Consider the following 21,370-nt stretch of genomic DNA (forward strand, 5'->3'; position numbering starts at 1 on the left):
GTGACAGAACAAGTAAAGGATATCGTAAAAGAATCGGTTGAGGATTTAATCAATAGGAAAAAGCTTGCCATACTAAATGGCGGTATCGAGAAAATTCAGCGTCAGCATGAAGCAGGCTTTTATACAGCAAGAGAAAGGATTGACCTACTGGTGGATTCAGATTCTTTTCTGGAATTTGGCATGCTCAATCATTCGGATATTCCCGGATTAGAGAACAAGAGTGCAGGTGATGGTCTTATTGTCGGTATTGCCAAAGTAGATGGAAGACCGATTGTGGTACAGGCAGGTGATAAAACGGTGTTTGCAGGGACAGAAGGTGCCGTTCACATGCGAAAAGCGAAAACCATCCACGAGTATGCGTTAAAACGCGGTTTACCTTTGTTCTTCCTTCATGAAGGCGGAGGGCTTAGAATGCCTGATGGTATGGGATCAGACGGAATCAGTGATAAACTTTTTCCACAGGAAATGCTGACACATAGCAGACAGGTTCCTTTTATCACAAGTATTCTAGGTGATAGCTTTGGAGGTCCAACATGGATGGCCGTTTCATCTGATTTTGTCACCCAGCTAAAAGGAACCTGTATGGCGGTTGCTGGTCCTCGAATGATTGAGATGGCTACAGGCCAGCGGGTATCTACAGAAGAATTAGGTGGTTGGAAGGTCCATGCCTCTCAGACAGGTCAGGCGGATGCATTCGGTAATACTGAGGAAGAGTGTATTGCACAAATGAAAAAGTACTTCAGCTATATGCCGTTAAATGCAACGATGGAAACCCCCTATAAAGAAACCAATGATGATCCTTACCGAAGAGTAGAACGATTGTTGGATATTTTACCAAACAAAGCAAATAGAGCCTATGATATGAAGAAAATTATCATCGAAATCGTGGATGATCGTCAATTCTTTGAGTATAAGGAGTTATATGGCCCTGCACTTTTAACGGTTTTTGCCAGAATGAACGGTAGGACAGTTGGAATTGTTGCCAGTCAGCCTATTAAATATGCGGGAGCATCAGGGGTACAGGAATGCGAAAAAGCCACTGATTTTATTTGTTTATGTGATTCCTTTAATATTCCAATGATTTTTTTACATGATACTCCTGGATTCCGAATAAGTAATGAAGCTGAAAAGCAAAAAATACCAACCAAAATCATGGTCTGGAACCAAGCGCTCGCTCATTCAACCGTTCCGAAAATATCGGTTATTATTCGAAAAAGTGTGGGTGCTGCTTATGGAAACATGTGTGGACCTACAATGGGGGCGGATTTTGTTGTTGCATGGCCCACCGCGGAGATAAACTTCACGGGACCAGAAGTGGGAATCAATGTTGTATATGGGCGGCAGTTAGAGGGGGTGGAAAATGCTAAGGAAGTTCGAAAAGAGCTTCTCGAAAAGTGGGCATTCGATAGTTCTCCTTACAAAGCGGCAGCAAAACACCTTATCGACGATGTTATTGATCCACGGGATACTCGAAAATTTCTTTGTAAAACATTAGAGTTTGCGGTTGTGAAAAATGGATCGATGAGTGAACGAAGATTAGCAAACTGGCCGACAGGTATTTAAAAGAGGGTTTACGAATACAAAATAGAAAAAGGTATAGGAGGAAAAAAATTGTCTAATAGAGATGCAGTGATTGTTTCAGCGGTAAGGACTCCGATTGGAAGGCAGGGTGGTGCATTAGCTAGCCTGGACGCCCATGAATATGGAGCAGTCGTAATAAAGGAAGCCTTAAGAAGGGCAGGAGTAAACGCAGAGCAAATTGAAGATGTTATTTTTGGAAATGTATTAAGCGGTGGAGGAAACATTGCTAGATTAACAGCTTTACAGCTGGGAGTATCTCTGGAAACACCTGGGGTTACCATCGATCGTCAGTGTGGGTCAGGTATTAATGCAGTTAATTTTGCAGCTCAAGCCATCAAAGCTGGAGCAGGAGATATTTATGTCGCTGGTGGAACAGAGAGCATGAGCCGTGCACCTTATTTAATGGATCGGGCAACAAAAGCGTATAGTCCAGCACCGCCAAGATTTCGGTCAGCTCAGCTTTCACCAAAGGAAATTGGGGATCCGCCAATGGGAATCACGGCTGAAAATCTTGTTAAAAAATATAACATTACTCGAGAAGAACAAGATGCGTATTCATTTAGAAGTCAACAAAGAATGGCATCAGCCATGGAACAAGACTTCTATAAAGAACAAATTGTTCCAATCGTATTACCGGTGAGAAAAGGGGAGCCAATCATTTTTTCAACGGATGAACATCCACGTCCAAATACGACTCTAGAAGGTTTAGCAAAACTATCACCAGCTTTTCTAGAAGGTGGTACGGTTACCGCGGGTAGTAGTTCAGGACTTAATGATGCAGCGTGCGCTTTAGTTATTATGTCTCGTGAGAAGGCTTCTGAATTAGGATTAAAGCCGCTGGCAGTCATTCGTGATTATGCCGTAAGTGGAGTCGATCCAAACATTATGGGTATTGGTCCAGTGCCTGCAGTGAGAAAGCTATTAAAGCGGACAGGCTTAACGATAAATGATATTGATTTAGTGGAACTAAACGAAGCGTTTGCTTCACAGGTTATTGCCTGCAATCGAGAGCTGGAAATTAACGAAGAAAAACTAAATGTTAACGGCGGTGCGATTGCGCACGGTCACCCACTGGGAGCGACAGGTGCTATTTTAATGACCAAAGCGATTTATGAATTACAAAGAACTAATAAACACACGGCGATCATTACGGCCTGCATTGGCGGCGGCCAAGGCATTGCTACGTTGATTGAACGAGAAGGATAAGACAAGGTTCCCATTTTTAATTTTACCAATCAGTCCATACTAACTATTCAGTATCTAAAAGGAGTGTAATAGATGGATATTCATGATGTAAAACATATTTCGGTATTAGGAGCAGGATCCATGGGCCACCAAATTGCCATGTTATGTGCATTAGGCGGCTTTTCAACTACAATCTATGATATTCAAGAGAGTGCTTTGGAGAAAGCAAAAGAAAACTTAGAATTCCAAATGGGAAAGTGGATCCAAAAAGGGAAGATTAGCAGCGAAGCTTTGGCGGAAGCCTTCGCACGTTTATCCTATACTACAAGTTTAGAAGTTGCAGTAGGAAACACAGACTTTGTGATTGAGGCTGTCGTTGAAAAATTAAATGTGAAGCGGGAACTTTTCGCCGCCGTTGATCAATTGGCTCCACCTCATGCCATTCTGACATCTAATAGCTCCACCATTGTCAGTTCCAGAATTGCAGATGCAACGGCTAGACCAGAAAAAATCTGTAATATGCATTTCTTCTTCCCTGCTCTGGTAATGGATTGTGTGGAAGTTGTTATGAGTGATACCACTTCTCAAGAAACGGCTAATGTCACATTGGCCGTTTGTGAAAAAATCAAGCGGACAGGAGTATTATTACGAAAGGAAACATGGGGTTTTGTTGCCAATCGTCTGCTTTTTGCTCTAAACAAAGAGGCGCTTAAGCTCCATGAGGAAGGGATTTGTGATTATAAAGACATTGATATCATTGTACGTAAATCACTAAACCATCCATTAGGGCCATTCGAACTGATGGATCTATCTGGAATTGATGTCGGATATTACGCACTTTCAGAAAAATACACAGAAACAGGAAATATTGAAGATAAACCTCCTATAAGTCTGGAAGAAAAAGTAAATGCAGGTACTTTGGGCAGAAAGACGGGAATGGGCTGGTATGAATATGAAGGAGCAGGGGTGAAGGTTAAGTGAATAATCAATTAGTCAAACTTGAGAAAAATGACAATATTGCTATCGTAACAATTGACAATCCGCCATTAAATGTTTTAAGCAACCAGGTAACCAATGAGTTAAAAACAACCTTTGATGAAATTGCCAATGATTCTGAGATTGTAGTAGTAATCTTGACCGGTGCTGGAAGCCGTGCGTTCATGGCGGGTGCTGATATTAAAGAATTCCCACAATCAATCGGCCAAACAGGCATGAAGGAACGGGTATTGGAGCAGCACGCTGTCTTTAACCAAATCGATTTTCTTCCAAAGCCAACAATTGCTGTATTAAATGGGCTGACCTTTGGTGGAGGATGTGAACTTGCCATTACCTGCGATATCCGGATCGCTGAAGAACATGCTCAACTAGGATTGCCTGAAATAAAATTAGGAATCTTTCCAGGCGGTGGAGGTACCCAACGACTTCCTAGAATCATAGGGGAAGCAAAAGCAAAGGAGCTTATGTTTGTGGGCAACCCTATTACTGCTCACGAAGCTGAAAAAATCGGATTAGTAAACAAAGTGGTTGGAACAGGACAAGGAATGAACGAGGCAATGGTTTTGGCAAAGCAAATGAGCGGATACTCCCTTCAAGCATTATCCCGCATAAAGAAAGCGGTAGATGAAGGAACAAATATGGAATTTTTTGCTGGAATCGAAAGGGAAGCTGAACTGTTTGAAGAAGTTTTCTTAACAGAAGATGTCAAAGAAGGAGTTTCAGCGTTTATTGAAAAAAGAAAGCCTGTTTTCGCCCATAAATAGTATTGGAAAAAGGATAGGTGCTTCTTTAACTCTCTTTTATTAGCAGAAAAGGAGGTAAAAATGTTTAATAAAATTCTTATTGCCAATCGAGGAGAAATTGCAGGCCGTATTATTCGTACTTGTAAATCCTTGAAAATCCAATCCGTTGCTGTTTATTCCGAGGCAGATGCTCAAGCCCTTCATGTGAAAATGGCCGATGAAGCCTATTTAATAGGAGGACCACGGGTTAGTGAGAGCTACCTTAATATGGATAGAATAATCGAAGTCGCACAAAAGTCTAAAGCGGAAGCCATTCATCCTGGATATGGATTGCTATCGGAAAATGCTACTTTTGCAAGAAAATGTGAGGAAGCTGGACTTATCTTTATTGGACCAAGTCCAGAGGTCATTGAGCAAATGGGTAGTAAGATTACATCTCGTATTGCAATGGAAAAGGCAGGGTTACCAATTATCCCGGGTAGTAAGCAGCCCCTTAAAGATGTAGAAGAGGCAGAGCTTGTTGCAATTGAAATGGGCTTTCCCGTGATGCTTAAAGCATCTGCAGGAGGTGGAGGAATTGGTATACAGCTTGTGAATAGTGCGGAAGAACTTCGAAAGTCTTATGCTGGGAATCAGACTCGTGCTGCCAACTTTTTTGGAAACGGTGCTATGTACCTTGAAAAGTATATTCAAAACCCGCATCACATTGAAATTCAAATTTTAGCAGATAAACAAGGAAATACGGTGTTCTTATGGGAAAGAGAATGCTCGATCCAACGCCGTCATCAAAAGATTCTTGAGGAAGCGCCATCTCCTTTTTTGGATGAAACCACCCGAAAAAAAATGGGAGAGGCTGCTGTACGGGCTGCTAAATCAATAGGTTACAGTAATGCTGGTACAGTTGAGTTTCTAGTAGATTCAGAAATGAATTTTTATTTTCTTGAAATGAATACTAGATTACAAGTGGAGCATCCTGTTACCGAAGAAATAACTGGAATTGATTTAGTAGAAAAACAATTAAGAATCTCATTCGGAGAAACATTAGGAATCACTCAATCAGAAATTACGAGAAACGGGCATGCAATTGAAGTTCGAATCTATGCAGAAGACCCAAAAACATTCTTCCCATCACCTGGGAAGATAACAAAATTTAGTATCCCAACAGGCAGGAATATCAGACATGAATTGGCGGTGGAAGAGAATTCAACCGTCTCTCCTTACTACGATCCAATGATTGCTAAATTAATTGTAACGGCTGAAACTCGTGAGGAAGCAATTGATCGACTACATTCAGCATTAGACTCTTATCACGTCGAGGGTATAAAAACGAATGTTTTATTCCTAAAGGAGCTAACGCTTCACCCCGAATTCCAGTCCGGGGAAACAACGACCCATTTCTTGGAACAAAACAAACTTACTATTACCACTAAATAACAAGGCAATTTTATAAAATAACAGTTACCTATATAGGAGGAAGTTAAGTAGATGAAGAGTTGGATTGTAAATAAATTAGGTGACCCTAAGGATGTATTAGAGTTAAAAGAGTTAATGGTTCCATCTGTTAAAGAGGGGGAACTATTAATTCAAGTGGAAGCTTCCTCCCTAAATTTTTTCGACATACTACTCTGTCAAGGTAAATATCAAGAAAAGCCGCCGACTCCATTTACACCAGGTGCTGAGATTTCTGGAATTGTGCGTGCAGTTGGAGAAGGAAGTCGGTTTAAGACGGGTCAGCGAGTAGTAGCAACTCCACCGTTACCTAATGGCGGATTATCTGAATGGGTTAGTGTCCCAGAAGATTCTGTATATATCATCTCTGATTCCTTGTCTCCTAGTGAAGCTGCATCCATGTTTATTACCTATCAAACCTCTTACTATGCCTTATATCACCGTGCCAATATTCAAAAAGGGGAAGTTCTATTAGTTCATGCAGGAGCTGGCGGTGTTGGCTCGGCTGCCATTCAGCTTGGTAAATCAAGAGGAGCGAAGATTATCGCAACTGCAGGTGGTCCTGAAAAGGTTAAATTATGCAAAGATCTTGGAGCTGACATCACCATCGATTATCTGACTGAAGATTTTGTTGAAATCGTGAAAAAGGAAACAGACGGACGTGGAGCCGATGTCATTTATGATCCTGTTGGCGGAGATATTTTTGATCGTTCGAGAAAATGTATCGCCTTTGATGGACGTATTTTGGTCATTGGGTTTGCTGGCGGCCGAATTCCAAATGCCCCGGTAAATCATGCCTTGATTAAAAATTATTCCATTGTCGGAGTCCATTGGGGTTTGTTCCGCAAATTACATCCCGATAAAGTGATTGAGATTCACGAAGATTTAATGAGGCTTTTTGAGCAAGGGTTAATAAAGCCATTAATTTACCGTGTGTATGATTTTAAGGATGTCCCATTGGCATTAGATGTACTTGCAGATCGTCAAACCTTTGGGAAATTAGTAGCTTTGCCATAAAGTATTTAAATAAAAAATAATAGGTTTAGGAGCTGAATGGAATGAATTTTTCTTATAGTGATAAGGTAGTTAATTTGCAAAAAAAAGTGATCAATTTTATGGAAGAGTATGTTTATCCAAATGAAAAGGTCTATCAGGAGCAGTTGAATCAACAGAAGACACGCTGGTCTGCTATACCACCGATTATGGAAGAACTAAAACAAAAGGCAAAAACTGAAGGTCTATGGAACTTGTTTTTGCCAGAAAGTGAATATGGGGCTGGTTTAACTAACGTAGAATATGCACCATTGTGTGAAATTATGGGCAGATCTGTCATAGGACCGGAAGTGTTTAATTGTAATGCACCAGATACTGGAAACATGGAGGTACTCGTCCGTTATGGGACAGAAAGGCAAAAAAAACAATGGCTTGAACCCCTGCTTGCCGGAGAGATTCGTTCGTGTTTTTCGATGACAGAGCCGGATGTGGCTTCGAGTGATGCGACAAATATTGAAACAAGTATTGTAAGAGATGGCGATGAATATGTAATTAATGGTAGGAAATGGTGGTCATCTGGGGCTGGAGACCCTCGATGCAAGATTGCGATTGTGATGGGAAAAAATGATCCAACCTTACCGTTATATGAACAACAGTCTATGATTCTCGTTCCTTTAAATACACCAGGTGTTAAGATTGAACGGATTTTACCAGTGTTTGGTTATGATGATGCACCGCATGGTCATGCGGAAATCGTCTATGAAAATGTACGGGTACCAGCAGACAATATTCTTTGGGAAGAAGGCAAAGGATTCGCTATTGCCCAAGGGCGGCTTGGACCAGGTCGTATTCATCATTGCATGAGATTGATTGGTCTAGCTGAACGTGCCCTTGAAGACCTAACAAAACGTGTGCAAAACCGGACTGCTTTTGGTAAAAAAATTGCTGAGCAAGGTGTTGTCCAAGAGTGGATTGCCGATTCCCGAATTGAAATAGAACAAGCACGTTTATTAACTTTGAAAGCAGCCTATATGATGGATACAGTTGGAAATAAACAAGCAAAGGCAGAAATTGCCATGATTAAAGTAGTTGCTCCAAATATGGCTCTGCGCGTACTTGATCGAGCTATTCAAGCTTTCGGTGGAGCTGGAGTCAGTGATGATTTCACTCTTGCATATCATTGGGCGAATGCTCGTACGTTAAGACTTGCTGACGGTCCTGATGAAGTCCATCGTCGCCAAATTGCTAAACTAGAACTTCGAAAATATCAACCAGCCGATTTAGCAACGGTTCGATAATTAAATACAGCAACCTAATTTTAACCATAAGCGGAGGTTCAGGTAGTGGGAGGAAAGGCTTTCACTATCTGAATCTTTTAGAAGCGTGTGAAAGGAGTGAAGGAAAATGTTTGTATCCTTTCGAGATACGATCAAGGTGCGAAAAGGGGAGGAACTCAATAAAGAGCCTCTTCAGAAATTTATTCAGGAAAATATAACGGAAGCTCCAATAGGTGATTTAGAGATTGAACAATTCAGTGTAGGTCATTCTAACCTTACCTATTTATTAAGGATTGGGGAGTGGGAGGCCGTGTTGCGCCGGCCGCCACATGGTCCAGTTGCAAAAAAAGCCCATGACATGGGAAGGGAGTATACTATTTTATCTAATTTACATCCGTTATTTCCAACCGCACCAAGACCTTATATTTTTTCCAATGACACTTCGATTGTTGGCAGTCCTTTTTTTATCATGGAAAGAAGGAAAGGGATTGTATTAGATAATGAGTTTCCGATAAATGTTCATTATAACAAGGAATTAGGAAGAAAAATTTCTGAATTAATGGTAGATAAATTGGTAGAACTTCATAGGGTTGATTACACGAATACAGAATTACTCAACATTTCACTGCCGAATGGTTTTATGGGGCGTCAAGTGGCTGGCTGGATTAAGCGGTATGAACATGCTAAAACGGAAGAGATTTCAGGTGTGGATGAGTTAACTTTATGGCTTCAAACGAATATACCAGTTTCACCAAAACCGACCATCATTCATTATGACTATAAATTGAATAATGCAATGTTTTCAGAGGATTTTGGTAAGATGGAAGGTTTATTTGATTGGGAAATGACGACAATCGGTGACCCACTAGCAGATGTTGGGGTAGCGTTAAGTTATTGGGTGGAAGATGGAGATTCTGAAGAATTAAAAAATGGCGTAGGCAAATCTATAACCGTTAAAGAAGGTTTCTTTACTCGCGAGGAATTTTTAGAAGATTATGCGGTGAAAAGCGGCCGCGATATTTCTAATATACATTTTTATCTTACATTCTCGTATTTTAAGCTGGCCGTCATTGCCCAACAAATTTATTTCCGTTACCACAATGGGCAGACAAATGATGAAAGGTTTTCAACTATGAATCAATCAGTATCAAATTTAATTCAGTATGCATTGTACTACTCAAAGGGAGTATCACCCTGGTGATTTTCCCCCTTTACATTTTATTTGAAGGGTAAAAAATTAAAGAAAAGGTGATAAAATGCGATTAGAAAAGAAAGTTGCGATCATTACAGGCGGCGGAGGAGGTATAGGGAGAGCTACAGCTATTCGATTTGCAAAAGAAGGTGCACGAGTCCTAGTTGCAGATATAGGAGAAGAAGCGGGAATCAAAACCGTTCAGTTAATAAAAGAGGGCGGTGGTGAAGCAGAGTTCGTACGTGTGAATATGACTAAACCAGAAGATGTAGAACACATGGTACAAAAAGCGGTTGATACTTTTGGGAAACTTGACATCCTAATAAACAACGCAGGTGTGAAGAGTGAAGAGAAAAAGATACCAGATGTTTCGCTAGAAGAATGGCAGGAAGTTTTTGATATCAACACAACAGGTGTCTTTCTGGGAATGAAATATGTGATTCCAAAGATGGAATCAGGAGGTTCCATCGTTAACACGGCTAGTATAGCAGGAATTAAAGGCCAAAAGCTGGTGGCCGCTTATTCAGCTTCTAAGAGTAGTGTCATAGCACTTACAAAGACAGCAGCAACGGAGTTTGGGAAAAAGAATATTCGTGTTAATGCCATTGCTCCAGGAATTATTGATACAGATATGGTAGCAGATTGGAAAAAAACAAATAAATGGCCAGTATTATCTACTGCCAATGCATTAAATCGAATCGGTAAGCCTGAAGAAATCGCGAATACCATTCTATTCCTAGCATCAGATGAATCCTCCTTTATTACAGGAGAAACCATCGTTATTGATGGAGGAACATTAAATCTTTAGGGGCAAATCACTATTTTGTGCTAGTCCAAAAGGATCCAAAAAATGATCCTTCAAGAAAACTATGGAAAATCCTCTTTCCATAGCCACAATCTCTATCAACTAAGTTGATTGGGTGGATTGGTTAAGTAAATTAAACGACGTGTAATTAAAATGAAGAAGGTAGCATCCCAGCATGTGGGCATGGTACCTTTTTCATTTGTGAGTGTTGTCCTCCCTTAGCCTTTACATACAGAAAATAATGTATAATTAAAACTGAAAGGGTCTTCTTACCTGAAAAGGGAATAATATACTAAATAGAAGACTATATGATGCACAAAACGTATCAAACTATTACAATTAAGTAGTTTTATTGGTGATGTAAAAGAGGAACAGGTGGAAGAAAGTGCAGCCTGGAAGGACAGCCTTCACGTATTACAACAGGCACACTCTCTCTATCAATCTGAGCATTGGCAGCTAATTTTTGAATAAGAGCTACCTATGGACACACCTTATCTGTATAGTTGTAGAACTACTGTAATGGATGGTGCACTTTTACTTGGTGAGGAAACAAACAATTTGGAAGGGGATCACCTTCGCAAGAAGCAAAAAAGGTCGACTTTTAGTTGAAGAATTCTTCATTGGTAAATTACGATTGGCTAGGAGGATGTAGAAATATGTCATTTTCGGAGAATACAAGAATAGGTGAATTACTGAATGAGCAAGCCTATAAAAGGGACAGTCAAAAACAAGCATATAAATGGGGGATTATTGGACTTGGGGGCATAGCCAAACAGATGGCGGAAGCGATAAGCGGGACAATGGGTTCAGAGCTTTATGCTGTTGCGTCAAAATCATTGGATAGAGCAAGGACTTTTACAAAGAATGTTGACGTTCAAAAAGTATACGGATCCTATGAGGAGCTAGTCGACGACCCTGATGTGGATGTAATTTATATTGCTAATATTCATTCCCAGCATTTTGAAACAGCTAAGATGGCGTTAATGAAAGGAAAAGCAGTGTTGTGTGAAAAGCCTCTTACTATCAATGCCAATCAAGCTGAAGAGCTAATATCCATTGCCCAAAAAAGTAATATATTTTTTATGGAAGCAATGTGGATGAAATTTAATCCTAGTTTAAACAAGCTAAAAGAACTGATCAGTGAAGGTAGTATTGGTAAGGTGTTAAAAATTGAAGCAGACTTTTCAATTGAGTTCCCGCCTGATTCAAACCGACGATTGTCAGAGTTCGGGGGAGGTGCACTTCTTGATTTGGGTATCTATCCGATTACCTTTGCAAATTGGATTGTGGGAAGATTCCCGGATAACATTAAATCAAAATGTATTCTGGCCTCAACAGGAGTAGATGGTCTTGACTCTGTTACCTTCGAGTGGAAAACTGGAGAGAAGGCTGAGCTTAGTTTTGGAATAGACCGCCTCGGAACCTTGAGTGCGAAAGTTTTAGGAACCGATGGTTATATTGAAGTCTTTCCACCTTTTCATGGGGCTCAAGGGATATGCCTTCATAATTCTCAAGAGGTGAAGGAACTTTACCTTCCCTTTAGAATTAATGGATATGAATATGAAGTGGAAGAGGTAATGCGCTGCCTTGATATGGGCTTGAAAGAAAGTCCGAAAATGCCGCTAATTGAAACACTGGAAACAATGAAGCTAATGGATGGATTGCGGTCCGAATGGGGTATCCTATTTCCTTGTGAATAACCCAAATGACTAATGAAAAATTTTTCATAAAGTACCTATGAAAAACTTGTTAAGTTCAACTTTATGACTCATTAAAGTTTTTTCTCATTTTCGGTAATTTCTAAATGAATATTTTTATAAAAGGCTATGTTAAAGGTTATTGTTGATACTATTAATTTTAAGAAAATAAATAGACGGAGAAAATCCGCCAATTTGGTAAAAAGCATTAAAAATAGTGTAAATAGAAGGAGAAATTCCGCCTATTTATATAAAAAACATAAAAATGCGTGATTTTGCATAGCATAACCGGAAAATCTCCCCTTATATTCCACGAAACGAGCTCCATTTTTCAAATAACCGGAAAATCTCCGCTTATTTTACTTTCGCTGGTTATTTAAGCGCAAATCAACAGACAAGTTTAACAGAGCCTTATAAAAAATAAAAACCTTGAATATTTCAAGAGGAAAAGTGCCAGGAACCATCCAATTATATGGAAGTTCCTGGCACTTTTCTATTAAATAAATTGTCTAGTTTAGTGTTGACAATCCAAGTTGTTCCTCAATCTTTAGAATCCTCGAAAATTGTCGAGAAAGACTCTATGTTTTCCATAAAATCCGTCAATAACTTTTTGAATTTTCTGTTATATTATTCTAGTAATCTATTAAATATTACATAGAAAGGGATGATTCAATGAAAAAGCGTTTATCAGGTTTGATAGCATTGATTATGATGCTATCCATTTTTGCCCAAACAGCATTCCCTGTCTCGGCAAATGAAGCAGCAGAGGACTTCAAGGTAATAGGCCTGGAGGCAAGCAGAGATTTATTTTCCATGACCGAGGTTCGAACTGTCGAAGTACAGGCTGATTTTGGCAAGATTGTTGATTTAACTAAATTACAATGGACATTTGGTGGCAAGAGTATTACTGAATGGAGAAAATGGACAAGCGGTAATAATTATAATGGGGAACCATTTATTTCCGTTAAAGAAGCACCGCATTTTGTCGATGGAACCACGACTGTTAAGGCAACCTTGGAATTTGGACTGTTGTTTAATAGGGAAAATCTATCAGGGGTTAGGACTCGATATCAACCGTTTATCGGCGACTATGAATTGGCATTGGTTAATCCTGAAAATAAGACAAAGGCTGCAAAAACTGTCACACTTAATGTTTACGATCAATTCCTTTTTTACGATCAGCTAAAGCCTGAAATCGATCAAATTTTTGCCAAAGCAAAGGCAGACCCGGACAATAATCGCTATCTCGAATATCAAAGCCTTGGTAAGACAGTGCAGGGGCGCGATCTTCATTTCGTGATATTAGCTAAAGATAAAAAGGCAGTCGATAAGTATTTAAACGAAACACTACCAACCGCATTAGAAAATCCGGAAAGCTTAATCGAGAAATTAAAAACCGGGACGATGGGCGACTACCAGGTGCCTGTTTGGATGAACAATATTCATCCGGATGAAGCAGAAGGTGTCGATGTTTCCGCAGAGTTACTTAAGAAATTCGCTCTTGAGGATGAGGTAACATTAAAAACTGGCAAGGGAGCAAATGAAAAAACCGTTTCACTGGATGTGGATAAGGTATTGGATAATGTCATCTTCCTTTATATGTTTACGAACAATCCTGATGGAAGAGTGGCAAATACAAGGGCAAACTCCAACGGCTTTGACTTGAACCGGGATAACCATTATCAAACTCAAGTGGAAACGCAGCAGGTTACTCAGGTAATCGCCAAGTGGACGCCGTTGTCTTTTATTGATCAGCATGGGTATGTTTCCGGGTTTTTAATCGAGCCAACAACACCGCCGCATAATCCCAACTATGAGTATGACTTGCTTTACCACACGATGATTGATCAAGCCAACGCGATGGGACAAGCAGGGATTGGCAATTCAAAACTAACATCTTATTTTATTCCTGCGGAAACATGGGCTGATGGCTGGGATGATGCGACTCCCGCTTATACCCCTATGTATGCGATGCTTCATGGTTCATTGGGGCATACAATTGAGGTTCCAGAGCTTAGCCAGAACGGCTACCGCGCAATGGAAGGGGCAGGACTGGGTGCAGCACATTTTGTTACCGAAAACAAAGATCAATTATTTAAAAATCAGCTGGAGATTTTTGCTCGGGGTGTAAAGGGAGAAGATAACCGCGCAGTTGACCCATATTTTATTAATGCCAAAGGTGAATCGATTGGCCGTGTAAGAGGAGAAAATGCCAACTTTTTTCCGGATTACTACGTAATTCCGGTGGATGAGAAAGAACAAAAAAATAGCCATGAAGCATATAAGATGGTCCAGTATTTACTCCGCAATGGTGTGAAGGTTGAGCAAACAACTAAAAATATAAAGGTAAATGGGACAATGTATCCGAAAGGAACATTTATCGTTCCAATGAAACAAGCGAAACGCGGGGTGGCGAATGCGATGCTCCATAAAGGGGATAATTCGTCAGATTGGGCGGCCATGTATGATCCGATTGTAACCAATTTCCCGGATCTGCGCGGCTTTGATGTTCAAGCCATTCGCATCCCTGATGCCTTTGCAAAAGATACTTCAAGGGTTGAAAAAGTAACACTGCCTACTGGTCAAATAGTTGGAAACACACCGAAGCAAGTTTTGACCAATACGAATAATGACACGATTAAACTAGTTAATGAATTGTTAAAGCATGGGTTAGTGGTTGAAAGAGCAACTGAAACAAAAGCAGGTATTAATAGAGGAGACTTTATCGTCAACACGAAAGATCTTCAGTCTTATGGGAAAAACTATTACTTTGAAGCTACACCTGCAGGCACTACTAACCAAGTAAAAACAGAACAATTGAACCTGCCAAAGGTTGCGGTAACAGGATCTAACCAATTGAATTTTTCTGTAAGGGAGCTTGGTTTTAACTTGGTGCCTCAAGCAGAAGCTGATGTAATAATTAGCGATAGCAGCAGTTTTAATCCAAACAGCATATCCGGTAAATCATTTGTAGGCATTGGCTATTCCGCTGTCAACGCTGTTAGGAGCAGTGGAGCACTCCCGGGACTTGCTGCAAGTAGAACAGCAGGCGGACATGAAGGGCTGATTAAAGCTGTTGTTAATGACCATAACCTAACTTCTGGCTACGAGAAAAATGAACTGCTCTATACCACGCAGGGGGCCTGGATAACCTCCGTTCCGAAAGATGCAGAAGTATTGGCATCCTTCAGTGACACTGATGATTTCTATGTTTCCGGATGGTGGCCAAAACACGAGAATGCGCAGGGCCAAACCCTCGCCATTACAAAAAACTTTGAAGACGCCACGATCACTTTATTCGCTAACGACCTTGCCTTTAGAGGGCATACACAATACAGCTATCGATTCATTGCCAATAGCATATATGCTTCGGTCGGCACCGAGGTTATGAAGAATGGAAAAGGCAAAGGAAAAGTGACGGGTAAAGAAGTTAAGGCTCAGAATAATATAATAGAAAAATCCTTCTTTGAAAAGGGCCGCGACCGTGAAAATTAACAATCGAAAATAAGAATAAATCAAGGTGGCAGTTTAGCTACGGAAGTGTCCAAATACCATCTTCAAGAAATTAAAGTTCCTAAGTATCAACCACCTAAAAGAGAATATCTCCAGTGGCATAATGAGTTTGTATATAAAGGTTAGAGTATTATGCTAGAGCAGGATAGAGTAAACAAGAAGGTAGGTACAACACAAAAGTTGTAGCTACCTTCTTTATGCGTTTACTAGTAATGCTATTTCCAATAAATATATAACTACCAATTTACAGATGGTATAATTTAACTAAAATAAAATAATAGGAGAATCTGAATTGTTGCAAACTCAGCTTCTAGAGATTGGGTCTTTTTTGAAAAATGGATTAATGGCTTGGGGGAGTAGAAATGTTAATTGAAGGAAAGATTTATAGACGAAGAGATTTACATGAAAAATTTGGAGGGTCAGTCCCCGGTTAACTAAAGCTTTAGCGCACCGGGGGGCTGACCCTGATTTTTGAGTTCATATTAATAAAAGTTAATTACTTTGCATTTAGATCAAGAACTTTTTCAAAACGATCAAGATCGAAGCCTAGTACAACCGACTTACCATTGTCATCCATAATAACGGTTGCTGGTGTAGCAGAGGCACCTAGTTCAACAATTTCATTGAGGTAGGTAGGATTTTCTCTAATATTTCTTTCTTCAAAATCAATACCGTTTTCCTTCAACCAAAGTTTTACTTCTGTACAAGGACGACATCCATCTTGAGTATATACAACTACTTTACGCATCTAATCCCTCCTTTAATATATCTCCATTTTAATCTAATTCCTTAATTATGTGTAATAGGGTCCCTCAGAAAACTAAAGATTTAACTTACTGGGGACAGAACTCATTGAATTCCAGTGCTTTCGGTCGATGAGATAAGGTTAATATAATTTTCCCGAAAATTTAATGAGATTAACCTTTCAAAGTAGAACCAAAAGTGTCAGAGAAGTACATATACTCTCTGACACTTTTTATTTTTAACCTTGAAATAGAGCGTCAATCGCTAGAACAGCTAATCCCAACGCTTTCATTCTTCTTTCTAAAAGCCTCTAAGTCTATGACATGGGGGACGAACCCCAGATATGTTCAAATAAAGCCAAAAGTAAAGGTTTTATTGAGGATTTTTAACATTTTCGTAACAAATTTTTTAACACTTTGTGAAGTTACTAATAGGGAAATAAGAAGACGCATTAATAATGTTATAGTAATAGTTAATTTTGTGAAGTTATTCACGTTAATAAATAGGATAACTCACTAATTTAAGGGGTGGATGAAATTGATTAGAAATGTCAATGAGAGTACGATTCTGCGTATAAAAAATAGATCTCTACTAGATTATTCGCAAATACACTTTTCACTTAAAAATGAGACCGTAAAGGCAATTGAATCCTTTGGCCTGCCTTTAGAAAAAAATGATATAGAAGATAGCAGACAAATGAAACTAGCACAACTTAAAGCTTCTGGGGCGATATTTAGAAATAATAATAAAAGCATTCTTTCAAATAGCAGGATCTCTAGTGCATGTGAAGCCTGCCAAACAGGAACGGGAAGTTTTACGACCTTTGTTTCCTTAAAGTGTCATCGCGATTGTTACTTTTGCTTTAACAAAAATCAGGATGATTATTCATTTTATGTGTCAAACCATAAGGATATAAATAAAGAACTTACAGAATTACTCGCTAGTGGTGTCACTCTGAAACATCTTGCTATAACAGGTGGTGAACCTTTATTACACAAGGAGGAGACGTTGCGATTCATCCAATTGGCCAACAAATTAACACCAGATACGTATACAAGACTATATACTGCAGGTGATCTTCTTGATGTAGAAACCTTAAATGGGTTAAAGGACTATGGACTGGATGAGATACGCTTTAGTATCAAGATGGAAGATTCGCCTCAAAAAATAAAGCATGTTTTGAGCAAAATTGCCTTATCAAAAGATTATGTTCCTAACGTTTTGGTTGAAATGCCGGTGATTCCAGGAACAATGGATAGGATGAAAGAATTGCTTCTCGAATTAGAAGAGCTTGATATTTTTGGTATTAATCTATTGGAATTTTGTTTTCCACTTGAAAATGCAAAAGCATTCCAAGAAAGAGAGTTGGAGCTTAAGAATCCACCATACGAAGTATTTTATAACTATTGGTATGCGGGTGGGTTAGCAGTTGCGAACAGTGAACAAATGTGTATGGAATTGGTTGAGTTTGCGATGGAAAAGAATTTAAAACTGGGTGTTCATTACTGCTCATTAGAAAATAAATTCACCGGACAAATTTATCAGCAAAACCACGATCATAAGCTTGGCGAGACCTATCTATTTTCCGAAAAGGATTATTTCCTGAAAACAGCAAAAGTATTTGGTAAGGATCAGAAAAAGATAAGGGAAATACTTGAACAGAATCAGATACCGTTTGTCATTAATTCAGAATACGATTATCTTCAATTCTCGATCAATGCAATCGAAAAGCTAGGAAAAAATAATGTGGATATTATTATTTCATCCAATGTTGTTGAATCTGAAGGTAATGACCAATTGATACGTGAAGTGAATATCCAATGGACCACTCCATTATTATTTGAGAAACAAGATGTTTAAAAGTACAGAAAAGAGGGGTCGAAATGACGCAAACGACAGTTCCCATCGAAGAGATTGTTAATATATTTTATGCAAGGAAATATGCCTATGACATTTTAAGAAGATTCTTCATTGAAGAGCCTTCAAGAGAATATTTAAAACCATTTGTTCAGAAAAACATGATTGATTTATTCCCTTATAAAGAGAATTCAGAAGAGATACAAGCAGGGATTCGGGATATAAAGGCTTATCTTTCCACCCATGATGTGATCAATATTGAGCGTCATTATCAAGAGCTTCATTGGGATTTTACAAGGATGTTTATCGGACCTTTCGAGGTGTCAACACCTCCATGGGAGTCCTCCTATGTTAGCAGGAATGGTTTGTTATTTCAGGAAACGACGATGAATGTAAGAAAGATCTATGAAAAATATGGAATTAATGTAAAAGACTTTAATATTGAGCCAGATGATCATATTGGTTTTGAACTGGATTTCATCTATCACATGAATGAGCTATGTTTCAAGGCTGCTGATCCCACGCAAGAGTGGGGCTTGCCTGAACTACAACAGTTACTAAAAGAACAAAAGAGTTTTATAGAGTCCCATCTGCTATTATTCGTTCCTGAGTTTAGCAAAAGGGTTATAAACGAAGCGAATACTGAATTTTTTTCTGGCTTAGCTAAAATTCTTCACCAATTTTTACTTATTGATTCAGAGGTTCTCAAGGATCTTTTGGACATAGATATTGTACTAGAGGAGGTAACATTGTGATTGATATCGTTGAAAAAATTATGGATTTCAAAATATCAAGAAGATCGTTCATTGGTTGGACTTCTGCTATTGCTGCAACGGTAACTATACCTGTTGGTAGAGGTCTGATTGCGAAAGCCGAACCTAATTTTGGCACAGAAGCGGTTGGTGGAGAAGGAATTTGGAAAACAGCTGCTTGTTGGCATAACTGTGGTGGGCGTTGTTTGAATAAAGTACTTGTGAAGGATGGAGTGGTTGTCCGTCAAAAAACAGATGATACCCATGAGGATAGCGCTGAATTCCCCCAACAAAGAGGTTGTTTACGTGGACGTTCACAGAGTCAGCAAATTTTTGGCGCAGACCGTCTTAAATATCCGATGAAGAGAAAGAACTGGAAACCTGGTGGCGGGAAAAAGGAACTTCGTGGGAAAGATGAATGGGTTCGAATTACTTGGGATGAAGCATTAGATTATGTAGCTAATGAGACAAAACGAATTGCAAAGACCTATGGAAATCAATCCATTTGGGGGGCAGGAGCCTATGGTGGCGATCATGTGAAAATGCTCTCAACGATTGGCGGCTGTACAACGGATTGGCGTACATCTTCTTATGGAGGTTGGTTAAAAACCAGTCCATATATTGGTTCTTCTGAAGGATATTCCGTTTCCCCGCTAAACGATCGATTTGATTTGCAGAATTCACAACTGATCATTTTATGGGGAGCAAATCCAGCGTGGAGTTCACCAGGAATGCCGATGAATAATTACTTAGCAGCAAAGAAGGCTGGCGCTAAATTTATTGTGATTGATCCTAAATACACGGATTCTGCCAATGTTTTTGATGCAGAATGGATTCCTGTTCGTCCAGGAACAGATGATGCTTTAATTTTGGCTATTATGAACGTACTAATAGAAGAAGATGATCCAAAGAATAACCCTTTCATAGATTGGGATGTTTTACACCGGTGTACAGTTGGCTTTGATGCGGACCATATGCCTGAAGGGGCAGATCCAAAGGATAACTTAAAAGATTACGTATTGGGGACATTTGATAGTCAACCAAAAAATCCAGAATGGGCTTCAGAGATTTGTGGTGTGGATGCGTCGACAATCCGTCAATTAGCTAGACAAATTGGGGGAACAGAAAGAGTTGCGTTATTGACTGGATGGGCATCTGCCCGTATTAACAATGCAGAAGCAGTCGTGCAAGCTTTCATGACCTTAGGCTATATGACAGGAAATATTGGCAGAAAAGGAAGAATGACAGGGTTATCTGTACACTCTTTTGCTGCTAATGGCGGTTTACCATTAGTGGTCGGTGGTGGAGATGGCTTGCCGGCAGTAACGAATCCGATTACAGACTGTTTTAATACCGCAGAAGCTTATACGGCCATTGATGAAGGGAAATACTTGAGTCCCGGTAAAGGTGAAAAACCTTTAAATATTAAAATGATTTATCATGAAAGTCAATCTATGAATGGAACGCTAGGCTTAACAAAAGGGATTGAAGTTCATAGAAACATGGAATTTGTGGTTTCAAATGCGTATGTGTTAACCACTCATGCTTTGTATTCAGATATCGTTCTCCCTGTTACAACTCAATGGGAGAGAGAGGGCGGACTACTTTCCGGTAACAAGGAAATGTTAATCGTTCATACGAAGATTATAGAACCTCTATATGAAGCAAAAAGCGATCAATGGATTGCCAAGGAATTAATTAAAAAGTTAGGGAAAGATCCTAGTAAAATCTATCCTATTAGTGAAAAACAGCAGTTCTTTAATAAATTAGTTGGTACAACCGTTATGAATGAGAATGGCGTTGATTATGAGCCGCTCTTGACGATTACGAATAAGGACATTAGTGATTGGGGCGTCCTTGGAGCACAGCAAAAAGGAAGAATCACGTTAAATGAGTTTATTAATAATGGAATCTATCAAGTAAAGCGCTCGAAGGATGATAACTTCGGATACATTGCCTATGAGGATTTTGTGAAAGACCCAGAAGCAAACCCATTAATGACGAATAGCGGTAAATTCGAAATCTATTCAGCATCATTGCATGAAGCCTCTAAAGGTGCTTGGACGGAAATCGCGCCAATTCCAAAATATGTCCCTAAAGTCAAAGGATATGAAGAAACATTTAAGGATTGGGGGAAAAAGAAGAAAGGGAAATATCCTTTCCAACTATTGAATCCTCATTACTTAAGACGCTCACATAGTACATTAGACAATGTACCGTACTTGAGAGAAGCATGGCCCAATGCCGTCTATTTAAATAAAGGTGACGCAAAAAGGCTGAATATTAGTCAAGATGACACGGTGCTCATTACGAGCGAATATGGTAAAACCTTGCGCCCTGCATTTATTACTGAAACCCTTATGCCAGGAGTCATATCACTACCCCATGGACCTTGGGTATCGATGGACGAAAACGATGAGATTGATAAAGCTGGAGCAGAAAATATTATTGCAGGTTCATTTGCAACGGGTCTTGGCACCGAAGGATATAATACACAAGTTGTTAATGTGGAAAAATGGACAGGCGAACAACTGGAAAAAGATTATAAACAGCCGCAAAGAGTCATTAATTATAAATAAGGATGAG

The 21,370-nt window shown here is 39.4% G+C and carries 15 protein-coding genes; 14 read left to right on the forward strand and 1 reads right to left on the reverse strand.

Going from position 1 to position 21,370, the window contains the following annotated elements; all coding sequences use genetic code 11:
• The 11 genes from NSS81_RS24405 (at position 1) to NSS81_RS24455 (ending at position 15,413) form a co-directional block, all read left to right on the forward strand.
• Entirely contained in the window at positions 1 to 1,563 is a 1,563-nt protein-coding gene (locus NSS81_RS24405; RefSeq protein ID WP_342431192.1) for a carboxyl transferase domain-containing protein, read from the forward strand.
• A 48-nt stretch (positions 1,564 to 1,611) separates the two neighbouring features.
• The gene (locus NSS81_RS24410; RefSeq protein WP_342431193.1) at positions 1,612 to 2,787 is read left to right on the forward strand and encodes a thiolase family protein; all 1,176 of its coding nucleotides are present in this window, start codon (positions 1,612 to 1,614) and stop codon (positions 2,785 to 2,787) included.
• A gap of 72 nt (positions 2,788 to 2,859) precedes the next feature.
• Complete coding sequence (locus NSS81_RS24415; protein ID WP_342431194.1) at positions 2,860 to 3,747, forward strand: 3-hydroxyacyl-CoA dehydrogenase family protein; 888 nt, start codon at positions 2,860 to 2,862, stop codon at positions 3,745 to 3,747.
• Entirely contained in the window at positions 3,744 to 4,526 is a 783-nt protein-coding gene (locus NSS81_RS24420) for an enoyl-CoA hydratase (protein ID WP_342431195.1), read from the forward strand. The genes NSS81_RS24415 and NSS81_RS24420 overlap by 4 nt, the downstream gene beginning before the upstream one ends.
• Positions 4,527 to 4,586: 60 nt before the next feature.
• On the forward strand, positions 4,587 to 5,939 hold the full coding sequence (locus NSS81_RS24425; protein ID WP_342431196.1) for an acetyl-CoA carboxylase biotin carboxylase subunit: 1,353 nt from the start codon (positions 4,587 to 4,589) through the stop codon (positions 5,937 to 5,939).
• Positions 5,940 to 5,990: 51 nt separating this feature from the next.
• A complete protein-coding gene (locus NSS81_RS24430) occupies positions 5,991 to 6,971 on the forward strand; it encodes an NADPH:quinone oxidoreductase family protein (RefSeq protein WP_342431197.1) in 981 nt (326 codons plus the stop codon).
• Positions 6,972 to 7,012: 41 nt separating this feature from the next.
• Positions 7,013 to 8,245, forward strand: coding sequence for an acyl-CoA dehydrogenase (locus tag NSS81_RS24435; RefSeq protein WP_342431198.1), 1,233 nt, complete (start codon positions 7,013 to 7,015; stop codon positions 8,243 to 8,245).
• 106 nt (positions 8,246 to 8,351) lie between these two features.
• A complete protein-coding gene (locus NSS81_RS24440) occupies positions 8,352 to 9,425 on the forward strand; it encodes a phosphotransferase family protein (RefSeq protein WP_342431199.1) in 1,074 nt (357 codons plus the stop codon).
• Positions 9,426 to 9,480: 55 nt separating this feature from the next.
• Complete coding sequence (locus NSS81_RS24445) at positions 9,481 to 10,224, forward strand: SDR family oxidoreductase (RefSeq protein ID WP_342431200.1); 744 nt, start codon at positions 9,481 to 9,483, stop codon at positions 10,222 to 10,224.
• 653 nt (positions 10,225 to 10,877) lie between these two features.
• The gene (locus NSS81_RS24450) at positions 10,878 to 11,921 is read left to right on the forward strand and encodes a Gfo/Idh/MocA family oxidoreductase (RefSeq protein WP_342431201.1); all 1,044 of its coding nucleotides are present in this window, start codon (positions 10,878 to 10,880) and stop codon (positions 11,919 to 11,921) included.
• Between the two features lie 669 nt (positions 11,922 to 12,590).
• Positions 12,591 to 15,413, forward strand: a complete 2,823-nt coding sequence (locus NSS81_RS24455) for a M14 family zinc carboxypeptidase (RefSeq protein WP_342431202.1) — start codon at positions 12,591 to 12,593, stop codon at positions 15,411 to 15,413.
• Between the two features lie 514 nt (positions 15,414 to 15,927).
• Here the strand turns inward: NSS81_RS24455 and NSS81_RS24460 are convergent.
• Entirely contained in the window at positions 15,928 to 16,179 is a 252-nt protein-coding gene (locus NSS81_RS24460; RefSeq protein WP_342431203.1) for a glutaredoxin family protein, read from the reverse strand.
• A gap of 533 nt (positions 16,180 to 16,712) precedes the next feature.
• On the opposite strand from NSS81_RS24460, the gene NSS81_RS24465 reads away from it, so the two are divergent.
• The 3 genes from NSS81_RS24465 to NSS81_RS24475 are packed head-to-tail and all read left to right on the forward strand — an operon-like array spanning position 16,713 to position 21,363.
• On the forward strand, positions 16,713 to 18,035 hold the full coding sequence (locus tag NSS81_RS24465) for a radical SAM protein (RefSeq protein WP_342431204.1): 1,323 nt from the start codon (positions 16,713 to 16,715) through the stop codon (positions 18,033 to 18,035).
• A 23-nt stretch (positions 18,036 to 18,058) separates the two neighbouring features.
• Positions 18,059 to 18,787: a molecular chaperone TorD family protein gene (locus NSS81_RS24470; RefSeq protein ID WP_342431205.1), complete on the forward strand. Its 729-nt coding sequence runs from the start codon at positions 18,059 to 18,061 to the stop codon at positions 18,785 to 18,787.
• Positions 18,784 to 21,363, forward strand: a complete 2,580-nt coding sequence (locus NSS81_RS24475) for a molybdopterin-dependent oxidoreductase (protein ID WP_342431206.1) — start codon at positions 18,784 to 18,786, stop codon at positions 21,361 to 21,363. Before NSS81_RS24470 ends, NSS81_RS24475 begins: the two co-directional genes overlap by 4 nt.
• Positions 21,364 to 21,370 lie beyond the last annotated feature (7 nt).

Source organism: Neobacillus sp. FSL H8-0543 (assembly GCF_038592905.1).
Classification (GTDB): domain Bacteria; phylum Bacillota; class Bacilli; order Bacillales; family Cytobacillaceae; genus Neobacillus.

Bases quoted from the DNA above. Each gene is read 5' to 3' on its own strand.
- NSS81_RS24435 (WP_342431198.1), top strand. From the start codon at position 7,013: ATGAATTTTTCTTATAGTGATAAGGTAGTTAATTTGCAAAAAAAAGTG.
- NSS81_RS24425 (WP_342431196.1), top strand. From the start codon at position 4,587: ATGTTTAATAAAATTCTTATTGCCAATCGAGGAGAAATTGCAGGCCGT.
- NSS81_RS24450 (WP_342431201.1), top strand. From the start codon at position 10,878: ATGTCATTTTCGGAGAATACAAGAATAGGTGAATTACTGAATGAGCAA.
- NSS81_RS24470 (WP_342431205.1), top strand. From the start codon at position 18,059: ATGACGCAAACGACAGTTCCCATCGAAGAGATTGTTAATATATTTTAT.
- NSS81_RS24430 (WP_342431197.1), top strand. From the start codon at position 5,991: ATGAAGAGTTGGATTGTAAATAAATTAGGTGACCCTAAGGATGTATTA.
- NSS81_RS24455 (WP_342431202.1), top strand. From the start codon at position 12,591: ATGAAAAAGCGTTTATCAGGTTTGATAGCATTGATTATGATGCTATCC.
- NSS81_RS24415 (WP_342431194.1), top strand. From the start codon at position 2,860: ATGGATATTCATGATGTAAAACATATTTCGGTATTAGGAGCAGGATCC.
- NSS81_RS24460 (WP_342431203.1), bottom strand. From the start codon at position 16,179: ATGCGTAAAGTAGTTGTATATACTCAAGATGGATGTCGTCCTTGTACA.
- NSS81_RS24440 (WP_342431199.1), top strand. From the start codon at position 8,352: ATGTTTGTATCCTTTCGAGATACGATCAAGGTGCGAAAAGGGGAGGAA.
- NSS81_RS24445 (WP_342431200.1), top strand. From the start codon at position 9,481: ATGCGATTAGAAAAGAAAGTTGCGATCATTACAGGCGGCGGAGGAGGT.